The 18,523-nt window shown below is 62.1% G+C and carries 18 protein-coding genes and 1 pseudogene; 15 read left to right on the forward strand and 4 right to left on the reverse strand.

Translation table 11 applies throughout. The features are described 5' to 3' along the window. Window positions 1–121 precede the first annotated feature (121 nt). Window positions 122–541, reverse strand: a complete 420-nt coding sequence (gene rpsP, locus ACP148_RS17380; RefSeq protein WP_421952785.1) for a 30S ribosomal protein S16 — start codon at window positions 539–541, stop codon at window positions 122–124. A 39-nt stretch (window positions 542–580) separates the two neighbouring features. After that, window positions 581–2,125: a signal recognition particle protein gene (gene ffh, locus ACP148_RS17385; protein ID WP_421952784.1), complete on the reverse strand. Its 1,545-nt coding sequence runs from the start codon at window positions 2,123–2,125 to the stop codon at window positions 581–583. Between the two features lie 286 nt (window positions 2,126–2,411). Here ffh and dapF point away from each other — a divergent pair, with 286 nt between their 5' ends. From dapF to ACP148_RS17410, 5 genes and pseudogenes are all read left to right on the forward strand, one after another. After that, the gene (gene dapF, locus ACP148_RS17390) at window positions 2,412–3,278 is read left to right on the forward strand and encodes a diaminopimelate epimerase (protein ID WP_421952783.1); all 867 of its coding nucleotides are present in this window, start codon (window positions 2,412–2,414) and stop codon (window positions 3,276–3,278) included. Further along, a complete protein-coding gene (gene mtaB / locus ACP148_RS17395; protein ID WP_421952782.1) occupies window positions 3,275–4,537 on the forward strand; it encodes a tRNA (N(6)-L-threonylcarbamoyladenosine(37)-C(2))-methylthiotransferase MtaB in 1,263 nt (420 codons plus the stop codon). The genes dapF and mtaB overlap by 4 nt, the downstream gene beginning before the upstream one ends. Continuing rightward, window positions 4,534–5,850, forward strand: coding sequence for a signal recognition particle-docking protein FtsY (ftsY, locus tag ACP148_RS17400; RefSeq protein WP_421952781.1), 1,317 nt, complete (start codon window positions 4,534–4,536; stop codon window positions 5,848–5,850). The genes mtaB and ftsY overlap by 4 nt, the downstream gene beginning before the upstream one ends. 4 nt (window positions 5,851–5,854) lie before the next feature. After that, a complete protein-coding gene (locus tag ACP148_RS17405; RefSeq protein WP_421952780.1) occupies window positions 5,855–6,544 on the forward strand; it encodes a septation protein A in 690 nt (229 codons plus the stop codon). A 16-nt stretch (window positions 6,545–6,560) separates the two neighbouring features. Then, window positions 6,561–6,746, forward strand: a pseudogene (locus ACP148_RS17410) (IS481 family transposase); the annotation flags it as partial. Here ACP148_RS17410 and ACP148_RS17415 read toward each other — a convergent pair. Further along, window positions 6,743–7,333 carry an NUDIX domain-containing protein gene (locus ACP148_RS17415; RefSeq protein WP_421952779.1) on the reverse strand — a complete coding sequence of 197 codons (591 nt, stop codon included), beginning with the start codon at window positions 7,331–7,333 and terminating at the stop codon, window positions 6,743–6,745. The pseudogene ACP148_RS17410 and the gene ACP148_RS17415 sit on opposite strands and share 4 nt — an antisense overlap. Before the next feature lie 264 nt (window positions 7,334–7,597). Here ACP148_RS17415 and sdhC point away from each other — a divergent pair, with 264 nt between their 5' ends. From sdhC to ACP148_RS17440, 5 genes are all read left to right on the forward strand, one after another. Next, entirely contained in the window at window positions 7,598–7,978 is a 381-nt protein-coding gene (gene sdhC / locus ACP148_RS17420) for a succinate dehydrogenase, cytochrome b556 subunit (RefSeq protein WP_421952778.1), read from the forward strand. 10 nt (window positions 7,979–7,988) lie between these two features. Next, window positions 7,989–8,339: a succinate dehydrogenase, hydrophobic membrane anchor protein gene (gene sdhD / locus ACP148_RS17425; protein WP_421952777.1), complete on the forward strand. Its 351-nt coding sequence runs from the start codon at window positions 7,989–7,991 to the stop codon at window positions 8,337–8,339. Between the two features lie 8 nt (window positions 8,340–8,347). Continuing rightward, a complete protein-coding gene (sdhA, locus tag ACP148_RS17430) occupies window positions 8,348–10,147 on the forward strand; it encodes a succinate dehydrogenase flavoprotein subunit (RefSeq protein WP_421952776.1) in 1,800 nt (599 codons plus the stop codon). A 14-nt stretch (window positions 10,148–10,161) separates the two neighbouring features. After that, window positions 10,162–10,947, forward strand: a complete 786-nt coding sequence (locus ACP148_RS17435) for a succinate dehydrogenase iron-sulfur subunit (protein WP_421952775.1) — start codon at window positions 10,162–10,164, stop codon at window positions 10,945–10,947. Window positions 10,948–11,138: 191 nt separating this feature from the next. Continuing rightward, complete coding sequence (locus ACP148_RS17440; RefSeq protein WP_421952774.1) at window positions 11,139–11,369, forward strand: hypothetical protein; 231 nt, start codon at window positions 11,139–11,141, stop codon at window positions 11,367–11,369. Window positions 11,370–11,596: 227 nt separating this feature from the next. On the opposite strand, the gene ACP148_RS17445 is transcribed toward ACP148_RS17440, so the two are convergent. After that, entirely contained in the window at window positions 11,597–12,880 is a 1,284-nt protein-coding gene (locus ACP148_RS17445; protein ID WP_421952773.1) for a DUF2254 domain-containing protein, read from the reverse strand. 241 nt (window positions 12,881–13,121) lie between these two features. On the opposite strand from ACP148_RS17445, the gene ACP148_RS17450 reads away from it, so the two are divergent. The 5 genes from ACP148_RS17450 (at window position 13,122) to sucD (ending at window position 18,480) form a co-directional block, all read left to right on the forward strand. Beyond that, the gene (locus tag ACP148_RS17450) at window positions 13,122–13,745 is read left to right on the forward strand and encodes an AprI/Inh family metalloprotease inhibitor (protein ID WP_421952772.1); all 624 of its coding nucleotides are present in this window, start codon (window positions 13,122–13,124) and stop codon (window positions 13,743–13,745) included. A 207-nt stretch (window positions 13,746–13,952) separates the two neighbouring features. Next, a complete protein-coding gene (gene zapE / locus ACP148_RS17455) occupies window positions 13,953–15,101 on the forward strand; it encodes a cell division protein ZapE (RefSeq protein ID WP_421952771.1) in 1,149 nt (382 codons plus the stop codon). Window positions 15,102–15,318: 217 nt separating this feature from the next. Next, window positions 15,319–16,281, forward strand: a complete 963-nt coding sequence (gene mdh / locus ACP148_RS17460) for a malate dehydrogenase (RefSeq protein ID WP_421952770.1) — start codon at window positions 15,319–15,321, stop codon at window positions 16,279–16,281. Between the two features lie 74 nt (window positions 16,282–16,355). Beyond that, complete coding sequence (gene sucC / locus ACP148_RS17465) at window positions 16,356–17,546, forward strand: ADP-forming succinate--CoA ligase subunit beta (protein ID WP_421952769.1); 1,191 nt, start codon at window positions 16,356–16,358, stop codon at window positions 17,544–17,546. A 31-nt stretch (window positions 17,547–17,577) separates the two neighbouring features. Next, window positions 17,578–18,480, forward strand: coding sequence for a succinate--CoA ligase subunit alpha (sucD, locus tag ACP148_RS17470; protein WP_421952768.1), 903 nt, complete (start codon window positions 17,578–17,580; stop codon window positions 18,478–18,480). Window positions 18,481–18,523 lie beyond the last annotated feature (43 nt).

Consider the following 18,523-nt stretch of genomic DNA (forward strand, 5'->3'; position numbering starts at 1 on the left):
GCCTTTGCATAGTGCCCGCCTACGGGCGTAGCGGATAGTATTTTATATCGATTATTCGCTTGACTCCGTCAAGTGGGAGCGCGCGAAAAAACGAATCTAATGCGATTCGGTTGCCCGATAGTTACTCGGCGGTCGCTTCTTCAGCGGCGGGAGCCTCTTCGGCAGGAGCTTCCTCGGCCGGTGCTGCGGCAGCTTCCTTGGCGGCTTCTTCAGCGGCCTTCTTTTCCTCGAGGCGTTCAAGCGCCTTGGCGCCCGGCTTTGCCTTGTTGGGGTTGTTGCGGGCAGTGCGCTTCAAAAGGCCTGCAGCGTCAAGGAAACGCTCAACACGATCGGTCGGCTGCGCGCCGCTCTGGACCCAATGGGTGGCACGTTCGATATCGAGCACGACGCGCTTTTCGTCGCCCTTTTCGAGCATCGGGTTGTACGAACCGATACGTTCGATAACGCGACCGTCACGCGGAGCGCGAACGTCGGCGACGACGATGTGATAGTAAGGACGCTTCTTGGAGCCGGCGCGAGCCAGGCGGATCTTGGTAGCCATTGTCTCTTTGTCTTTCTGCTTGGATAGAGTTTAAGTCGGTTACTTCTTTTTGCCTGGCAATCCGGGCAGTCCCGGAAGCCCCGGGAATTTCGAGCCGCCAAGTCCGGGAAGGCCCGGCATGCCGCCGCCCTGCTTGACCAGCTTGGAAAAATCATCGGGCAGCTTGGAAGGATCGGCTCCCATCTGCTTTGTCATCTGTTCGATCTGGGCCGGGTCCATGTCGGGCATTCCGCCCATCATCTGCTTGCCCATGCCGCCGAACATGCCGGCCAGACCGCCCGGTCCGCCGCGCGAGACCTTTTTCATCATGTCCGCCATCTGGCGATGCATCTTGATGAGCTTGTTGATTTCGGAAACTTCGACCCCGGAACCCGCCGCAATGCGCTTGCGGCGCGAAGCGTTGAGCAGATCGGGCTTTTCGCGTTCCTTTTTGGTCATCGACTGGATGATGGCCACCTGGCGGTCGAACACCTTGTCGTCGGTGCGGCCATTGGGCAGGTTCTTGGCCATATTGCCCATGCCCGGCATCATCTTGAGGAGCGAGGCCATGCCGCCCATCTTCTTCATCTGCAAAAGCTGGCCCATCAGATCGTCGAGATCGAACTGACCCTTCTTGAGCTTCTTGGCCATCTTTTGGGCGTCTTCGGCGGTAACGTTCGCCGCTGCCTTTTCGACGAGCGAGACGATGTCGCCCATGCCCAGAATGCGATCCGCGATGCGGCTGGGGTGGAAATCTTCCAGCGCATCCATTTTTTCGCCGACACCGATCAGCTTGATCGGCTTGCCGGTCGCCGCCCGCATGGAAAGCGCCGCGCCGCCGCGTCCGTCGCCATCGACACGGGTGAGAACGATACCGGTGATATCGACGCGCGCATCGAACGAGCGCGCCAGATTGACGGCGTCCTGACCGGTCAGGCTGTCGGCGACAAGCAGGATTTCATGCGGATTGGAGACGCGCTTGATCTCGGCGGTCTCTTCCATAAGCTCTTCGTCGATATGGGTGCGGCCCGCCGTATCGAGCATGACCACGTCATAGCCACCGGTCCTGGCGCTCGAGATCGCACGTTTTGCGATCTCGATAGCTGACTGGTTGGGGACGATCTCGAGCACATCGACCCCGATCTGGCCGCCGAGCGTCTTGAGTTGCTCCATGGCGGCCGGGCGGCGCGTATCGAGCGAGGCAAGCAATACGCGCTTGTTCTGCTTGTCCTTGAGCCGCTTGGCGATCTTGCCGGTGGTCGTGGTCTTGCCCGAGCCCTGCAGGCCAACCATAAGGATCGGCACCGGCGATGGGGCATTGAGCGAAATTGGCGAGGCTTCCTCACCCAGGACGGCAACAAGTTCGTCATGAACGATCTTGATGACCTGCTGGCCGGGCTTGACCGAACGGGTGACTTCGGCGCCAACGGCCCTTGCACCGACCTGCTCGGTAAAGGCGCGTACAACTTCGAGCGAAACGTCGGCCTCGATCAGCGCACGACGGACTTCGCGCAGCGCTGCTTGCACATCGGCTTCGCTCAGCGCACCTCGTCCGGTGATCCCGGAAAAGATCTTGCCCAAGCGGTCTGACAGGCTTTCAAACATACTTCGCTCATTTCGTTCGTGTCAGGATAGATGCGAATATGGGTCCCAAGCGGTCAAATGCAAAGCGCACCCGCGGGCGCAACGCGCTGGCGGATGTTGACCGGAAACCTCTAGGGTTGCCTAGTGACTCGCAAATCCATCGTTTCTGACAGAAGGTCGAGGCGGCTTATAAGCAGGCATGGGACCGGAGTCAATTGCCGCGCGATTGGCCAGGGAGGTGGAAATCGCAAGACTTTTGCGCCATATAGGCCCAAGATGACACTTGGTTGAGCCGAAAAGCCCTCAAATGACAGCGCCGCTGCCCTATCTCAAGATGAACGGCCTTGGAAACGACTTCGTCGTTCTGGACGCGCGCGCGCAAAAGATTGCGCTGTCGCCGCAACAGATTATCGCCATTTCGGACCGGGCCAACGGCATCGGCTGCGATCAGCTGATCGTCATGGAGCCCGACACGATCGAGGGCGTCGACGTATTCATGCGCATTTACAATGCCGAAGGCGGCGAAGTCGATGCCTGCGGCAACGCCACCCGCTGCATCGCCGCGCTGATGTCCCAGGAATTGGGAACCACCGCAACCACCATCCGCACCAATGCGGGGATACTGATCGCAAGCGTCGCCGGCGATATCGTGACCGTCGACATGGGAACACCACGCTTTGCCTGGGACCAGATTCCACTGGCCGAGCCTTTTGCCGATACGAACGGAATCGAACTTCAGATCGGTCCCATCGACGAGCCGGTTCTACATACCCCTTCTGTGGTCAATGTGGGTAACCCGCACGCAATCTTCTGGGTCAATGATCTCGAGGCCCACGATCTCGCCAAGTTCGGTCCCATGCTCGAAAACCATCCCGTCTTCCCAGAGCGCGCCAATATCACGCTGGCCCAGGTGCTCGCCGATGACCGCGTCAGGGTCAAGGTCTGGGAGCGTGGCGCGGGACTGACGCTGGCCTGCGGCACCGCCGCCTGCGCCACGGCCGTAGCCGCTGCCCGCAAGGGATTGACTGGCCGCAAGGTAACCATCGAGCTGCCCGGCGGCCCCCTCGATATCGAATGGCGCGCGTCCGACGATCATATCCTGATGACCGGCCCCTGGACGCTGGATGGTGAAGGCGTCATTCCCCAAGCGCTTCTGGGTGAGGATGCCGCATGAGCATAGAGACCATAACCTTCGGGTGCCGGCTCAATGCCTATGAATCCGAGGTGATGAAGGCCGAGGCGCAAAAGTCCGGCCTCGAAAACGCAATCATCATCAACACCTGCGCGGTGACCGCCGAGGCCGTGCGCCAGGCCAAGCAGACGATCCGCAAGGCGCGACGCGACAACGCCGATGCGAAAATCATCGTCACCGGCTGCGCGGCGCAGACCCAGGCGCGCGATTTCGGCGACATGGAAGAGGTCGATCTGGTGATCGGCAACAACGACAAGCTCAAAGCCGAAAGCTATCGGCCCATCGCCTTCGGCGTGGCCCTGAACGACAAGGTCCAGGTCAACGACATCATGAGCGTGACCGAAACCGCCGGCCATCTGATCGACGGGCTCGATGGCAGGGCCCGCGCCTTTGTCCAGGTCCAGAACGGGTGCGACCACCGCTGCACATTCTGCATCATCCCTTTCGGCCGCGGCCCGTCGCGCTCGGTGCCCATGGGGGTCGTCGTCGACCAGATCAAGCGCTTGGTGGACAATGGCTATGCCGAAGTGGTGCTGACCGGGGTCGATATCACCTCCTATGGCGGCGATCTTCCCGGCATGCCCACGCTGGGCAGGCTCACCCAAGCGATCCTCAGGCACGTTCCGGCCCTGCCGCGCCTGCGGATTTCCTCGATCGATTCCATCGAGGCCGACCCTGCGCTCTACGACGCCGTAACCGATCAGCGCCTGATGCCGCACCTGCACCTGTCGCTGCAATCGGGCGATGACATGATCCTAAAGCGCATGAAGCGCCGCCATAGCCGCGCCGATGCGCTCGGCATCGTCGACAAGCTGCGCGGTCTACGGCCGGACATGGTGTTCGGCGCCGATATCATCGCGGGGTTTCCGACAGAGACCGATGCGATGTTTGAAAATACGCTGCGGTTCGTCACCGAAGCCGATCTGACCTATCTCCATGTTTTCCCGTTTTCCCCACGCGAAGGGACTCCGGCGGCGAAAATGCCCCAAATTTCCCGGCGTATCGGCAAGGACCGCGCCGCACGGCTGCGGGCGCTTGGCGAGACCCAATTTGCAAGGCTGTGTGCCTCCCGGGTCGGAAAGACCGAAAGCATTCTCGTCGAACGCGACGGTATGGGACGCACGGAACAGTTCATTCCCGTCGCCGTTGAGCGCGGACGGCCCGGCGATATCGTTATGGCCGAAATCGATGGAATATCCGCGGACGGGTTGATTGCCCGTCGCGACAAGGTTGCTGCATGACCCAAGACAAAAAGCCCGGCTTCTGGGGACGCCTGTTCGGTGAAAAGCCCCAGCCGAAATCGGATGCCGAAGAGGCAATGGAACGGGCCACCCAAGAGCAGCCTGGCGAAGAGAAGGCGCTGGCTGCCCTGCGCGAGGAGCGTGAAGCACAGGCACCCGAGCCGACGGAAGCGACCGAGGATTCCCGCGACGCCGCCCCGCCCGAAATGCAGGCCGAATGGCTCGAACGCGGCCATCCCAATCCCCCTGCGCACGAACCGCCCACGCCGGACGATGTAACCGATCCGCTCGATAGACCCGATACCATTGAGGATAAAATTGCTTCCGATCCGGAGGAGCCCGCAGCAAATGAACCCGAGCCGGCTCCCGCCCCGGTACAAGATGAACCGGCAGAGCCACGGAACTGGCTTCAGCGCCTGGGTGCCGGTCTCAAACGGTCTTCGGACAACCTCACCTCTTCGATCGGCGCGATCTTCACCAAGCGCAAGCTCGATGAAGCAACACTGCAGGACCTCGAAGACACACTGATCGCCGCCGATCTGGGCATCGATACGGCTATGGCGATCACCGAAAAATTGCGTGCCGACAAATTCGACAAGGACGTCTCCACAGAAGACGTGCGCGCCGTACTCGCCGCCGAAGTCGAAGCCACACTCGGCCCGGTGGCGGTGCCCCTCACCATCGATGGCACGAAAAACCCCTTCGTGATCCTCATGGTTGGCGTCAACGGTTCAGGAAAGACAACGACCATCGGCAAGCTGACCGCCAAGCTCAAGGCCGAGGGAAAATCGGTGCTTCTGGCCGCCGGCGACACGTTCCGCGCCGCCGCTGTCGAGCAACTCCAGGTCTGGGGTCAGCGCAACGACGTCGAGGTGATGACCCGCCCGACCGGCGCCGATGCCTCGGGCCTGGCGTTCGACGCTGTCGCCAAGGCGCAGGACACCGGAACCGACGTGGTCATCATCGACACCGCGGGTCGGCTTCAGAATCGCACCGAATTGATGGACGAGCTCGAAAAGATCATAAGGGTCATCAAAAAGCGTGATCCGGACGCACCGCACGCCACGCTTTTGACACTGGATGCCACAACGGGCCAGAATGCCCTTAATCAGGTCGAAATCTTCGGTCAAAAGGCTGGGGTGACGGGCCTCGTGATGACCAAGCTGGACGGGACGGCGCGCGGAGGCATCCTCGTCGCCATCGCAAGAAAATTCGGCCTGCCCATCCATTTCATCGGCGTCGGGGAATCGATAGGCGACCTCGAGCCCTTCAGGGCCACGGATTTCGCCCGCGCAATCGCGGGCAAGGAGTAAGATTATGGCGCAAAGCCAACCCAAACCCGCCGAAGCGGGGATTGAGGACCTAAAGCCCGCGCTGACCAAGCTCTCTTTGGAGCTGGGCCCGCTGGTGGTTTTTTTCATCGTAAATGCTCAGGGCGAGAACATCCTTGAGGCGTTCCCGGCGCTTCAAACCTGGTTCACCCAGCCGATAATCTTTGCGACCGCCGTTTTCATGGTCGCCATGGCCGTTTCGCTCGTGCTCTCCAAGCTGATCCTAAAAACCATCCCGGTCATGCCGCTGGTCACCGGCGTCGTGGTGCTGGTTTTCGGCGGGATGACGCTCTATTTTCAGGACGCGCTGTTCATCAAGCTCAAGCCCACAATCACCAATGTGCTGTTCGGTTCGGTGCTGCTTGGAGGGTTGGCATTCGGCCAATCGCTGCTGCGCTACGTTTTCGGGGAAGTCTATAAGCTCCAGGACCGCGGCTGGTATCTCATGACCCTGCGCTGGGGCATCTTCTTTTTCGTCCTCGCCGCGCTCAACGAGATCGTCTGGCGCAATTTTTCCGACGATTTCTGGGTGGCCTTCAAGGTCTGGGGTATCATGCCGCTGACCATGGCTTTCGCCATGAGCCAGTTGCCCCTGCTCAACAAATACGCGCCGCGCGAAGAACCGCCGGTAAATCCCGTCAAGGCGGCTGCGGAAGGCGCTCAGACCGAAATGTAGACGCCAGATCAAATCCGTCCAGACCACCTTGCGCGAATGGGCCTATGTCATCGCCTATCCAACGTCAAACCACAGGGCAGAGCAATTGCCCATATGGCTCCATCGCTACAATTGGCGCAGACAGCACGGCAGCCCAAAGTCGCAAACACCGATCAGTCGACTCAACCTGACCCGAAACAACCTCTTGAGGCTCCACGGCTAGGAAGTGGACAGCAACCCCTTGAGTGCCGCGTGCTGGATCAGCGCGACGGTCTTGGCGTCGACGATATGCCCATTGTCGATCATGTCCAGCGCCGCATCGAAGCCGATCTCGACAAGCTCGATCTCTTCGCCTTCCTCGGCCAGTCCGCCGCCGGGTCCACGCCGGCATGCCGCGTCGTAAAAGCCGACAAAGCAGTGGATTTTCTCGCTCAGAGAGCCGGGGCTGGCGTAAATCTCGAAAGCAGGTCGCAGGCTCGAGGGCACGATCCCGGTCTCCTCGAGCGCCTCCTTTTTCGCGCAGGTCTCGGGGTCATCCCCGTCGAGCAGCCCGGCGCACACTTCGATCATGTTGCCGTCCTCGCCATTGAGGTGGGGCGGCAGCCGGAACTGGCGCACCAGCGTCATGACCCTGCGCTCGCTGTCGAGCAGCAGAATCGCCGCCGCGCTGCCGTGGTCATAGATCTCGCGGACCAATTGAACGGGCGCGCCGTCGGCCCGTTTGACCCCCAAAACATACTCGGTCAGGCTGCCCCAGGCCGAAGCGAGGATTTTTTTGGACTTTATGGCGATCGGAGAGGTTTCGGGCATGGCACTTTACCTGGTAGGTAAACCTGGCTGACATTTATCCATACTTGCCTTGACTTAGCTGTCCTTGTCCAGCCCGCAGAGAAAATATGACCTTAAAAGTCAATATTTTAGCGGGCATGACGTTTGCCATTTTCCGACCAAAGACGTAAGCGCGGCCCTTTGACGAATGGGGAAAGCGCGATTAGAAGTTGGCCGCAAGTTTTCTGCCGGGCAACCGGCTCAGCGTCCCCGACCGCTCGGCGCGGGGCCAGATCGAGGCAGGCAATGGCGCAATTCCGACCCACGTCCCCGCATCTCTCCGTCTATCGCTTCACCCTCACCATGACGATGTCGATCGTGCACCGCGCGCTGGGAATCGGGCTGTACATGGGCACCGTGCTGTTTGCGCTGTGGCTGGGGGCGGCGGCGCTGGGCCAGGATCAGCTTTCGGCGGTGCAGGGGTTCTTTGGCCATCCCATCATCCAGATCGGGCTGTTTCTCTACACCTGGACGCTGTTTCACCACATGGCGGGCGGCATCAAGCATTTCATCTGGGATTTCGGCGCCGGGTTCGACGCGGCGAGCCGCGAAGCCATCACCCTTGCCACGCTGATTTTCTCGGTTTTGGCCACGGTCCTTGTCTGGGCCGTGTTCGTCTGGTTCTAGGGGGACGGCAATGCAGACCAATCCACGCGAAAAAGGCACCGGCGCGTTCATTCTCCAGCGCGTCACCGGCGCCATCAACATCGTCCTTGTCGGGTTCCTGATCTGGCTGGTCGTTTCGCTTGCGGGCGCCGACCGGACGGAAATGACGGCGATTTTCTCAAATCCGCTGGTTTCCATCCCCGCCATCGTTCTTTTCGCCATCGCCTTTATCCACATGCGCAACGGCATGAACGAGGTGATCGAGGATTACATCCACGAGCCGCGCAATCATTCGCTGGCCAAGGCGGCCAACACCATTTTCACCGTTCTTGTGGGCGTCGTCGCCCTGGGCGCGGTTCTCGTCCTCGCCTTCGGAGGTTAATTTCGCTCATGGCTTCGGCTTATCAGATCATCGACCACGCCTATGACGTCGTGGTGGTCGGCGCCGGCGGCGCGGGACTGCGCGCCACGCTGGGCATGGCCGAGCAGGGCTTTTCGACAGCCTGCGTCACCAAGGTCTTCCCCACCCGCTCGCACACGGTCGCGGCGCAGGGCGGCATCGCCGCCTCGCTCTCCAACATGGGCCCCGACAGCTGGCAGTGGCACATGTACGATACCGTCAAGGGGTCGGACTGGCTGGGCGACAATGACGCCATGGAATATCTGGCCCGCGAGGCGCCCGCCGCTATCTACGAGCTCGAACATTACGGCGTGCCCTTTTCGCGCACCGAACAGGGCAAGATCTATCAGCGCCCCTTTGGCGGCCACATGACCGAATATGGCGAAGGCCCCCCGGTGCAGCGCACCTGCGCCGCCGCCGACCGCACCGGCCACGCCATTCTGCACACGCTTTACGGCCAGTCGCTGCGCAACAACGCCGAATTCTTCGTCGAATATTTCGCGCTTGACCTCATCATGGGCGAAAATGGCGAATGCCAGGGCGTCATCGCCTGGAAGCTCGACGACGGCACCATCCACCGCTTCCGCGCCAAGATGGTGGTTCTGGCCACCGGCGGGTACGGGCGCGCCTATTTCTCGGCGACCTCGGCCCACACCTGCACCGGCGACGGCAACGGCATGGTGGCCCGGGCCGGGCTGCCGCTCCAGGACATGGAGTTCGTCCAGTTCCACCCCACCGGCATTTACGGCTCGGGGTGCCTGATCACCGAGGGCGCGCGCGGCGAGGGCGGGTATCTGGTCAATTCCGAGGGCGAGCGCTTCATGGAGCGCTATGCCCCCAACGCCAAGGATCTGGCTTCCCGCGACGTCGTGAGCCGCTGCATGACCATGGAAATCCGCGAGGGGCGGGGCGTGGGCGCCAAGGGCGACCACATCTTCCTGCACCTCGACCACCTCGATCCCGCAGTGCTGCACGAGCGCCTGCCGGGCATTTCGGAATCGGCGAAAATCTTTGCCGGTGTCGATCTCACCCGCGAGCCGATCCCGGTCATTCCCACCGTCCACTACAATATGGGCGGCATCCCGGCCAATTATCATGGCGAAGTGCTCAACCCCACCGAGGCCGATCCCGATCGCGTCGTGCCGGGGCTGATGGCGGTGGGTGAAGCGGCCTGCGCCTCGGTACACGGCGCCAACCGGCTGGGCTCGAACTCGCTGACCGATCTGGTGGTGTTCGGCCGCGCCGCCGCGTTGCGGGCCGGTGAGGTGATCGACCGGACCGCCCCGATCCCGGCGATCAACGCCGCCCAGGACGACAGGATCCTCGCCCGGTTCGACCGGCTGCGTAACGCCAATGGCGCCTCGCCCACGGCAACGCTGCGCGACAAGATGCAACGCGCCATGCAGGAAGACGCCGCCGTGTTCCGCACCCAGGAAACGCTCGAAGCGGGCTGCAAGCGGATTTCGGACATCTGGGGCGAACTTGCCGACGTCAAGGTCACCGACCGCTCGATGATCTGGAATTCCGATCTCGTTGAAACCCTCGAGCTCGAAAACCTCATGGCCAACGCGATTGCCACCGTCTATTCGGCCGAGGCGCGCAAGGAGAGCCGGGGCGCCCATGCCCGCGAGGATTTCGCCGACCGCGACGACGTCAACTGGCGCAAGCACACGCTGAGCTGGGTGGACGAGGCGGGCAAGGTGACGCTCGGTTACCGCCCGGTTCACGTCGATCCTTTGACCGACGGCATCGATCTCAAAAAGATCGCGCCCAAGGCCCGCGTTTACTAAGGAGCGAACGATACATGGCTGAACTCGTCCTCGACAAGCGCTCCCGCCCCAAAAAGGGCAAGACCTGGCCAAAGCCGGACGGCGCCACCAATCTGCGTGAGTATCACGTCTATCGCTACGATCCCGACACCGGCGACAATCCGCGCATCGATGTCTATTTCGTCGATCTAAACGATTGCGGGCCGATGATTCTGGATGGGCTTTTGTGGATCAAGAACAACATCGATCCCACGCTCACCCTGCGCCGCTCGTGCCGCGAGGGCATTTGCGGTTCGTGCGCCATGAATATCGACGGCGCCAATACGCTGGCCTGCACCAAGGGCATGGACGAGGTGTCGTCGGGCCCCATCAAGGTCTATCCGCTGCCCCACATGCCGGTGGTCAAGGATCTGGTGCCCGACCTTTCGACATTTTACGAACAGCACAAATCGGTGCAGCCCTGGCTGCAGACCAAGACGCCGACGCCGGACACCGAATGGCTGCAGTCCAAGGAAGACCGCGCCAAGCTCGACGGGCTTTACGAGTGCATATTGTGCGCGTGCTGCTCGACGTCGTGCCCGTCCTATTGGTGGAACGGCGAGAAATATCTCGGCCCTGCCGTGCTGCTCCAGGCCTATCGCTGGCTGATCGACAGCCGCGACCAGGCCACCTCCGAACGTCTCGACATTCTCGAAGACCCCTTCAAGCTCTATCGCTGCCACACCATCATGAACTGCGCCAAGGTCTGCCCCAAGGGGCTCAACCCGGCCAAGGCGATCGCCGAAATCAAGAAGATGATGGTCGAACGCAAGGTGGCCTGAACCGGCGCCGTTGCCCGCCGCCGCTGTCCCGGGCTTGACCCGGGATCCAACAGCTTGAGCCGCGCGCCCCGGCGCGTGAGGCGGCTCGCATGGACCCCGGCTTTCGCCAGGGCAGCGAAGGGGATAGGATGGACCCAAGTTCTTGAACCGTCCGCGTTGCGTTCATTGACTTTTTGTTCAAGGAGCCGGCCATGACCGATTATGAAACCATCGTCTATGTCGAACGCGAATCGGTCGCCCGGCTCATGGTCACCGCGCTTCGCGCCCACGGCTTCTCGCCGCGCGAAATCGCCGATGGCGGGCTGCCGGGCATCGGGACGGGGCTGACCGGCAAGGGCCTGGCCATTGCCGTCCCCACCCACGAGGCCCGCGACGCCCAACCGCTGGCCGAAGCGCTATTGAAGGACATGATGTCGAAATAGCGCGATCCTTGTTCAGCCCGCACGGAGTCCGCCAAAGCCGGCCCACCTCCCCATCGCCGGGACAGCGCCGATGAAAACCCCAACAGCGCCTTCCCCACCATGGTCACCCCGGGCTTGACCCGGGGCCCAGTACACTGAGCGCCCAAGACAAAGCCGCCGACTCTGCCGCTTGCTGGATCCCGGGTCTTTGCCCGGGATGACAGTGGTGAAAAAAGCTGGTCCGCCCCTCACTGCGCCGCCTTGTCCCTGAGCCAATCGACCATGGTTTGAGGCAGTTCGTGATTGTCGACGTCGCGCGCCATCACCTTGCGCCATTTTGTGATCGCTTCGCGCTGGTGATCCTGGCGGCTGACGCGGTCGAGAAGGATCAGCAGTTCGATCAGCCGCTCGGTGGCCAGCGTATCGGTGCGCATGGCCGGCAGAAGGGCGGGCACGATCAGATCGAGGTAATGGCCCAGTCCCAGATCGGGGCGCTTGAGCGCCGCGCGCCCGTCCGCCGTCAACAGCACCCGCGGCACGCCATCCGAGCGCACCAGCGGCAACAGGGCTCCGCTCATGTGGTCGATGGCGGCAACCGCGGTGTTGGGATCGTTGATGCCGGGAGACAGGGCCCGCAAGGCAATGTCGATCAGCGCGCGGGCCTCGTAGGTCGCTTCCTGAAGCACGTCGCGCCGGGGCCCGAATGTAAAGCACCCGGCCAGCGCCCCGATGTCGGGGGCGGGGCCTTCCACATGGGCGATGGGCATGCCTTCGCCCACATAATCGTCGACCCGCAGGTCGATCACCAGCCGCAGGCCCTCCTCGCCGAGGGTTTTGAGCAGCTGGTCATAGGCAATGTGGCGGATATAGCCGCTGGCGGGCGCGGGAACGGGGGCGCCGGCAAAGCCGTCGAAATCGGCAATGTGACGGTTGGCCGTGGCGATGTCGCATTTCTGCGCCCTTTCGGCGACCCGTCCGATGGCTTTGGTGAACCGCTTGCCCAAATCTGCGACGATCACGTCGGCCTGTATGGCGAGCGCCATGTGGTGGACGAAATAGATCACCAGCCCGAAAGCGCCGGTGGCGATGACGATGGTGGCGGCGACGGCCAGGTCCGGCACAAAGCCGTCGTCGAGTTCGCTCACCTCTCCCAGCACCACCAGCGCAAACAGGAACACCCCCACAAAAGCGCCCAGCACAAGCTGGGTGGCGCGATCCTCCATGAACATCATCAACACGCGCGGTCCGAGCTGGCCAGAGAGCTGGGTCAGCCCCACAAAGGTCAGCGAAAAGACCAGGGAGGCCATGGTCATCATGCCCCCGGCAATGGTTGTCAGGACGGCCCTGGCGCCGGCGGGGCCGAACCGGGGGTAAAAGGACTGGTCGCGCAGGCGCGAGAGCGCGTCGAGGCTGTCGATGAAAACGAGCAGATTGCCAAGCGCCAGTCCGGCCAGCGCCATGATCAGGGGCACGAACCAGAAGCTGCCGGTGAGGCCGGCCATCAAAGATTTGGCCCGGGCATAAACGGCCATGGACTTCCCCCTTTGTCCTTTGAAAGCGGTTGCAGGGACCTTGTCCCATAACCGCCATATTGGCCACAATAGTTAACGCCGAACCCTTTGGAGCGGATGGCGGGACTTGAGTCTTGGCCGCTCCCGCCTTAAAGCGGATGGCAGGCAGCGCCTTCGTGCTGTCTGGAACGGCCCGGGAGGCTTTGCGTTCCCCCCAGGCGCGCCGTCCGATCCGATATATGGAGCCCTCATGGTTGGAACCTTGAAAAGATCGCTTGGGCCGGTGCTGGTCATCGGTGCCGTCAGCGTACTTGCCGCCTGTTCGCCGACCTCGTTCGGCCGGTCGGCACCCACCGTCACGGCCACGCCGCCGCCGCCCATGCTTCAGCCCGTGCAGACCGGCGCGGTTTCCACTTCCGATCTGCCGCCAATCGAGGGCTCGGCCGTTCTGCCGCAAAACCCGCCCTCGACCACCGGCACTCCCACTGTACCGGGCAATACGGCATCGCTCGATGGCAGCATGTCCACCAGTTCGCCCGGCTTCATGCTCGACGATGTGGGCAGCCCCGGCAACACAACGGGCGGGCGCAATCTGACCGGCTCGGTCACCATCGAGCAGCTTTTGGGCGGCTGGACGGTTATGGTTGGCGCCGAACAGTGCCGTCTCAACCTCACCTACACCGCCAAGGGGTCCACCGGCCGTTATCGGGCGTCGACGCCGGGTTGCCTGGTGGAGGGCCTTGCGGACGTGACCTCGTGGAGTCTTTTGGGCAACCAGATCCAGTTCTACAATGAGAGCGATGAATTGATCGGCACGCTGTTCCAGAGCGGTAACCGGTTCGTGGGCACGCTGTCGGGCGGCCAGTCCGTTTCGATGGTTGGTTAGAGCGCTTCCAGGATAAGTGGCTACCACTTATCCGGTTCGGAAGCGCGATAAAACAAAGACTTAGAGCAATTGAAGCGATTCAAGGAAGCGCTGAAATGCTCTAGAAGCGTTCCCAGAAAAAGTGGACACCACTTTTTCGGTTCGGGAGCGCGACCACAGGGAATATCGGGGGCCAATGAGCGGATTTAGTGTGAAAGACGCAGCGGCTTGACCGGGAGCGAAGGGGCGTCGGGCTCCATTGTCGATGCGTATGCCGACATGATCGTCGCCGGGCAGGTCAAGCCCGACGCGGCGCAGAAACGCGCCGTCGAAAAACTCCAGGAGGTGGCCGAGGGCCTCGAACGGCTCGAAGCGCGCTCGGGATCGGTCATCGCCTCGCTGTTCAGGCGCAAGCGCGAAGCCCCGCGCGGGCTTTATATCTGGGGCGATGTGGGCCGCGGCAAGACAATGCTCATGGACCTGTTTTACAAAACGGTCCCGGTTGCTGCCAAACGGCGCGTGCATTTCCACGAATTCATGAACGAGGTGCACGAGGCGATCGCCAGCTACAGGGCTGAAAACGGCAACACAAAGGGCGCGCGCGATCCCATCCCGGCGGTGGCGCGGCCGATCACGCGCTCGGTGCGGCTTTTGTGCTTCGACGAATTCTTCGTTTCCGACATCACCGACGCCATGCTGCTTTCCCGGCTGTTCGAGATCCTGTTCGCCGATGGGGTCGTTGTCGTCGCCACCTCCAACATTCCCCCCGGAAAGCTTTATTGGAACGGGCTCAACCGCCAGCTTTTCGAACCCTTCATCGACCTGCTCACGGCCCATGCCGATGTGTTCAACCTCGACGCGGACACCGATTACCGGCGCGAAAAACTCGACGCGCGGGATGTGTACAAGATCGGGAACGGTGCCGAGACCGACGCGCAGATGGATGGGTTGTTCGGCCATCTGGTCGGTGGCGCCGAGCCGAAACCCGATGCCATCGAAAGCCTGGGGCGGGTCATCACCGTGCCCGCCCAGGCCATGGGCGTCGCGCGTTTCGATTTCGCCGATCTGTGCGAACGCCCGCTCGGCGCGCGCGATTATCTCAAGCTCGCCAATCGCTTCCACACAGTCATGATCGACCATGTGCCGGTGTTTTCGCGCCTGAAATCGGACGCTTCAAAACGCTTCATCCTGCTCGTCGACACGCTCTACGACCGGGGGATCAAGCTCGCCGCCAGCTTTGCCGCTCCGCTCGACGAGCTCGCCCAGGACGACAAGACGCGTTTCGAGTTCGCGCGCTGTTTGTCGCGGCTGGAAGAAATGCGGTCCGCCGACTATATCGCCCAGCCCCTGCGCGCCGGTTCAGGTCAGTCTTCCTGACTTAATTGACGCGATAGGGAAAGTATGGATCCGCTGTTTGCCCCGTCGTTTCCCTCTCTTCGTTGCCATCCCGGACCTGATCCGGGATTCAGTACCCCCAGCCTCGCCGCATTCCACAATCCTCATCGTTAGACGAAGGGTTCACTTGCGTCCAAAGGTCACAAGGTCTATGGAGGGCGCGAGGAAAACGTTACTTTACCTATAGGGAAACTTGCTCATGGCGCGTAAGAAAATCGCTCTGATCGGTGCCGGTCAGATCGGGGGGACACTCGCACATCTGGTGGCGCTCAAGGAACTTGGCGACGTCATGCTGTTCGATATCGTTGACGGCGTGCCCCAGGGCAAGGCGCTCGACCTGGCCCAGTCCGGCCCGGTCGAAGGCTACAATTCCACCCTCAAGGGCACGTCCGAATACAAGGACATCGAAGGCGCCGACGTGGTCATCGTCACCGCCGGCGTGCCGCGCAAGCCGGGCATGAGCCGCGACGATCTTTTGGAAATCAATTTGAAAGTCATGGAGCAGGTCGGCGCCGGCATCGCAAAGTACGCCCCCGAGGCATTCGTGATCTGCATCACCAACCCGCTCGACGCCATGGTCTGGGCGCTGCAGAAATTCTCAGGCCTTCCGGCCGAAAAGGTCGTCGGCATGGCTGGCGTCCTCGACAGCGCGCGCTTCCGTCACTTCATCGCCGACGAGCTCAACGTCTCGGTCCAGGACGTCACCGCGTTCGTCATGGGTGGCCATGGCGATACCATGGTGCCGCTGGCCCGTTACTCCACCGTCGCCGGTATCCCGCTTCCCGACATGGTCAAGATGGGCTGGATGAGCAAGGACAAGCTCGACCAGATCATCCAGCGCACCCGCGATGGCGGCGCCGAGATCGTCGGCCTGCTCAAGACCGGTTCGGCCTTCTATGCCCCCGCCGCTTCGGCCGTCGAAATGGCCGAATGTTACCTCAAGGACAAAAAGCGCATCCTGCCCTGCGCGGCCCATCTTTCGGGCGAGTTCGGCCTTTCCAACACCTATGTCGGTGTGCCGGTGGTGATCGGGGCTGGCGGTGTCGAGCGGATCGTCGAGATCGAGCTCAACGCTTCTGAAAAGAAGATGTTCGACGCCTCGGTCGCTTCGGTCGACGGGCTTGTCGAGGCCTGCAAGAAGATCGCGCCCAAGCTGGCGTAACCGATCCGGCCCGGAGATACCCGCTCCGGGCTTTTCCCTTTTCTGCCGAACACGAAAAAAGGTTCGAACCTGCGATGAACATTCACGAATACCAGGCCAAGGAACTGCTCAAGGGCTACGGCGCCCCCGTCGCCAGGGGCGTGGCCATCATGAGTGCCGACGAGGCCGAAGCGGCTGCAAAATCGCTTCCCGGTCCGCTCTATGTGGTCAAGTCCCAGATCCACGCCGGCGGGCGCGGCAAGGGCAAGTTCACCGAACTCGGCCCCGACGCCAAGGGCGGCGTGCGGCTTGCCAAGTCGATCGACGAGGTCGTGGCCAACGTTCGCGAAATGCTCGGCAATACCCTGGTCACCGCCCAGACCGGCGATGCGGGCAAGCAGGTCAACCGCCTCTATATCGAGGACGGCGCCGATATCGATCGTGAGCTGTACTGCTCGCTGCTTGTCGACCGCTCGGTGGGCAAGGTGGCGTTCGTGGTCTCGACCGAAGGCGGCATGGATATCGAGCAGGTCGCCCACGACACGCCCGAAAAGATCATCACCGTGGCCATCGACCCCGAAGCGGGCGTCACCGCCGCCAACGTGACCGAGATTTCCGCTGCCCTTAAGCTCGACGGCGCCGCCGCCGAGGACGCCAAATCCCTGTTCCCGGCGCTCTATAAGGCGTTTGTCGAAAAGGACATGGCGCTGCTCGAAATCAACCCGCTGATCGTGATGACCGATGGCCATCTGCGCGTGCTCGACGCCAAGGTCTCCTTTGACGGCAACGCCCTGTTCCGCCATTCCGACATCGTCGCCCTGCGCGACGAAACCGAGGAAGACGCCAAGGAAATCGAAGCGTCCAAATGGGACCTGGCCTATGTGCCCATGGACGGCAATATCGGCTGCATGGTCAACGGCGCCGGCCTGGCCATGGCGACCATGGACATCATCCACCTCTACGGCAAGGAGCCGGCCAATTTCTGTGACGTCGGGGGCGGTGCCAGCAAGGAAAAGGTCGCCGCGGCCTTCAAGATCATCACCGCCGACCCCAAGGTCGAGGGCATTCTTGTCAACATCTTCGGCGGCATCATGAAGTGCGACGTGATCGCCGAGGGCGTCGTCGCGGCCGTCAAGGAAGTGGGCCTGACCATTCCGCTGGTCGTGCGCCTCGAAGGCACCAATGTCGAGAAGGGCAAGACAATCCTCAACGAATCGGGGCTGGCGATCACCGCCGCCGACGATCTCGATGACGCCGCCCAGAAGATCGTCGCGGCCGTCGCCTAAAGCCCGAACAGACAGGATTTAAGCCAAAGACATGTCCATTCTCGTTGACAAGAACACCAAGATCCTCGTCCAGGGCCTGACCGGCAAGACAGGGACCTTCCACACCGAACAGGCGCTGGCCTATCACGGCACCAAGATGGTCGGCGGTATCCACCCCAAAAAGGGCGGAGAGACCTGGTCGGGCGCCGGCGGGGAACAGCTTCCCATCTTCGCGACCGTCGCCGAGGGCCGCGAAAAGACCGGGGCCGACGCTTCGGTCATCTATGTGCCCCCCGCGGGCGCGGCCGATGCCATCATCGAGGCCATCGAAGCCGAAATTGGTTTCATCACCTGCATCACCGAGGGCATTCCGGTCTCCGACATGGTGCGGGTCAAGGCGCGCCTCGAGAAGTCAAATTCGCGTCTTTTGGGCCCCAACTGCCCCGGCATTTTGACCCCGGAAGAATGCAAGATCGGCATCATGCCCGGTTCGATCTTCCGCAAGGGCTCGGTGGGCATTGTGTCGCGCTCGGGCACGCTTACATATGAAGCCGTGTTCCAGACCACAAATGAAGGCCTTGGCCAGACCACGGCCGTCGGCATCGGCGGCGATCCGGTCAAGGGCACCGAGTTCATCGACGTGCTCGAGATGTTTTTGGCCGACGATGCTACCGAATCCATCATCATGATCGGCGAAATCGGCGGCTCGGCCGAAGAGGACGCCGCCCAGTTCCTGATCGACGAAGCCAAAAAGGGCCGCTCGAAACCCATGGCCGGGTTCATCGCGGGCCGCACCGCGCCCAAGGGCAAGACCATGGGCCATGCCGGCGCTGTGGTCTCGGGCGGCAAGGGCGACGCGGAATCGAAAATCGCCGCCATGGAAGCGGCGGGCATCAGGGTTTCGCCCTCGCCGGCCCGTCTGGGCACCACGCTGGTCGAGGTCCTTAGGGGCTGAGACACGACAATGTTATTGGGAACCGGGACTTAGGTCCCGGTTA

This window comes from Pelagibacterium sp., assembly GCF_965249125.1.
Lineage (GTDB): Bacteria > Pseudomonadota > Alphaproteobacteria > Rhizobiales > Devosiaceae > Pelagibacterium.

Coding starts and splice junctions, on each gene's coding strand:
- ffh (WP_421952784.1), bottom strand. CDS start 2,125: ATGTTTGAAAGCCTGTCAGACCGCTTGGGCAAGATCTTTTCCGGGATC.
- dapF (WP_421952783.1), top strand. CDS start 2,412: ATGACAGCGCCGCTGCCCTATCTCAAGATGAACGGCCTTGGAAACGAC.
- mdh (WP_421952770.1), top strand. CDS start 15,319: ATGGCGCGTAAGAAAATCGCTCTGATCGGTGCCGGTCAGATCGGGGGG.
- sdhA (WP_421952776.1), top strand. CDS start 8,348: ATGGCTTCGGCTTATCAGATCATCGACCACGCCTATGACGTCGTGGTG.
- ACP148_RS17435 (WP_421952775.1), top strand. CDS start 10,162: ATGGCTGAACTCGTCCTCGACAAGCGCTCCCGCCCCAAAAAGGGCAAG.
- ftsY (WP_421952781.1), top strand. CDS start 4,534: ATGACCCAAGACAAAAAGCCCGGCTTCTGGGGACGCCTGTTCGGTGAA.
- sdhC (WP_421952778.1), top strand. CDS start 7,598: ATGGCGCAATTCCGACCCACGTCCCCGCATCTCTCCGTCTATCGCTTC.
- mtaB (WP_421952782.1), top strand. CDS start 3,275: ATGAGCATAGAGACCATAACCTTCGGGTGCCGGCTCAATGCCTATGAA.
- sucC (WP_421952769.1), top strand. CDS start 16,356: ATGAACATTCACGAATACCAGGCCAAGGAACTGCTCAAGGGCTACGGC.
- ACP148_RS17405 (WP_421952780.1), top strand. CDS start 5,855: ATGGCGCAAAGCCAACCCAAACCCGCCGAAGCGGGGATTGAGGACCTA.
- ACP148_RS17440 (WP_421952774.1), top strand. CDS start 11,139: ATGACCGATTATGAAACCATCGTCTATGTCGAACGCGAATCGGTCGCC.
- sdhD (WP_421952777.1), top strand. CDS start 7,989: ATGCAGACCAATCCACGCGAAAAAGGCACCGGCGCGTTCATTCTCCAG.
- rpsP (WP_421952785.1), bottom strand. CDS start 541: ATGGCTACCAAGATCCGCCTGGCTCGCGCCGGCTCCAAGAAGCGTCCT.
- ACP148_RS17445 (WP_421952773.1), bottom strand. CDS start 12,880: ATGGCCGTTTATGCCCGGGCCAAATCTTTGATGGCCGGCCTCACCGGC.
- ACP148_RS17415 (WP_421952779.1), bottom strand. CDS start 7,333: ATGCCCGAAACCTCTCCGATCGCCATAAAGTCCAAAAAAATCCTCGCT.
- sucD (WP_421952768.1), top strand. CDS start 17,578: ATGTCCATTCTCGTTGACAAGAACACCAAGATCCTCGTCCAGGGCCTG.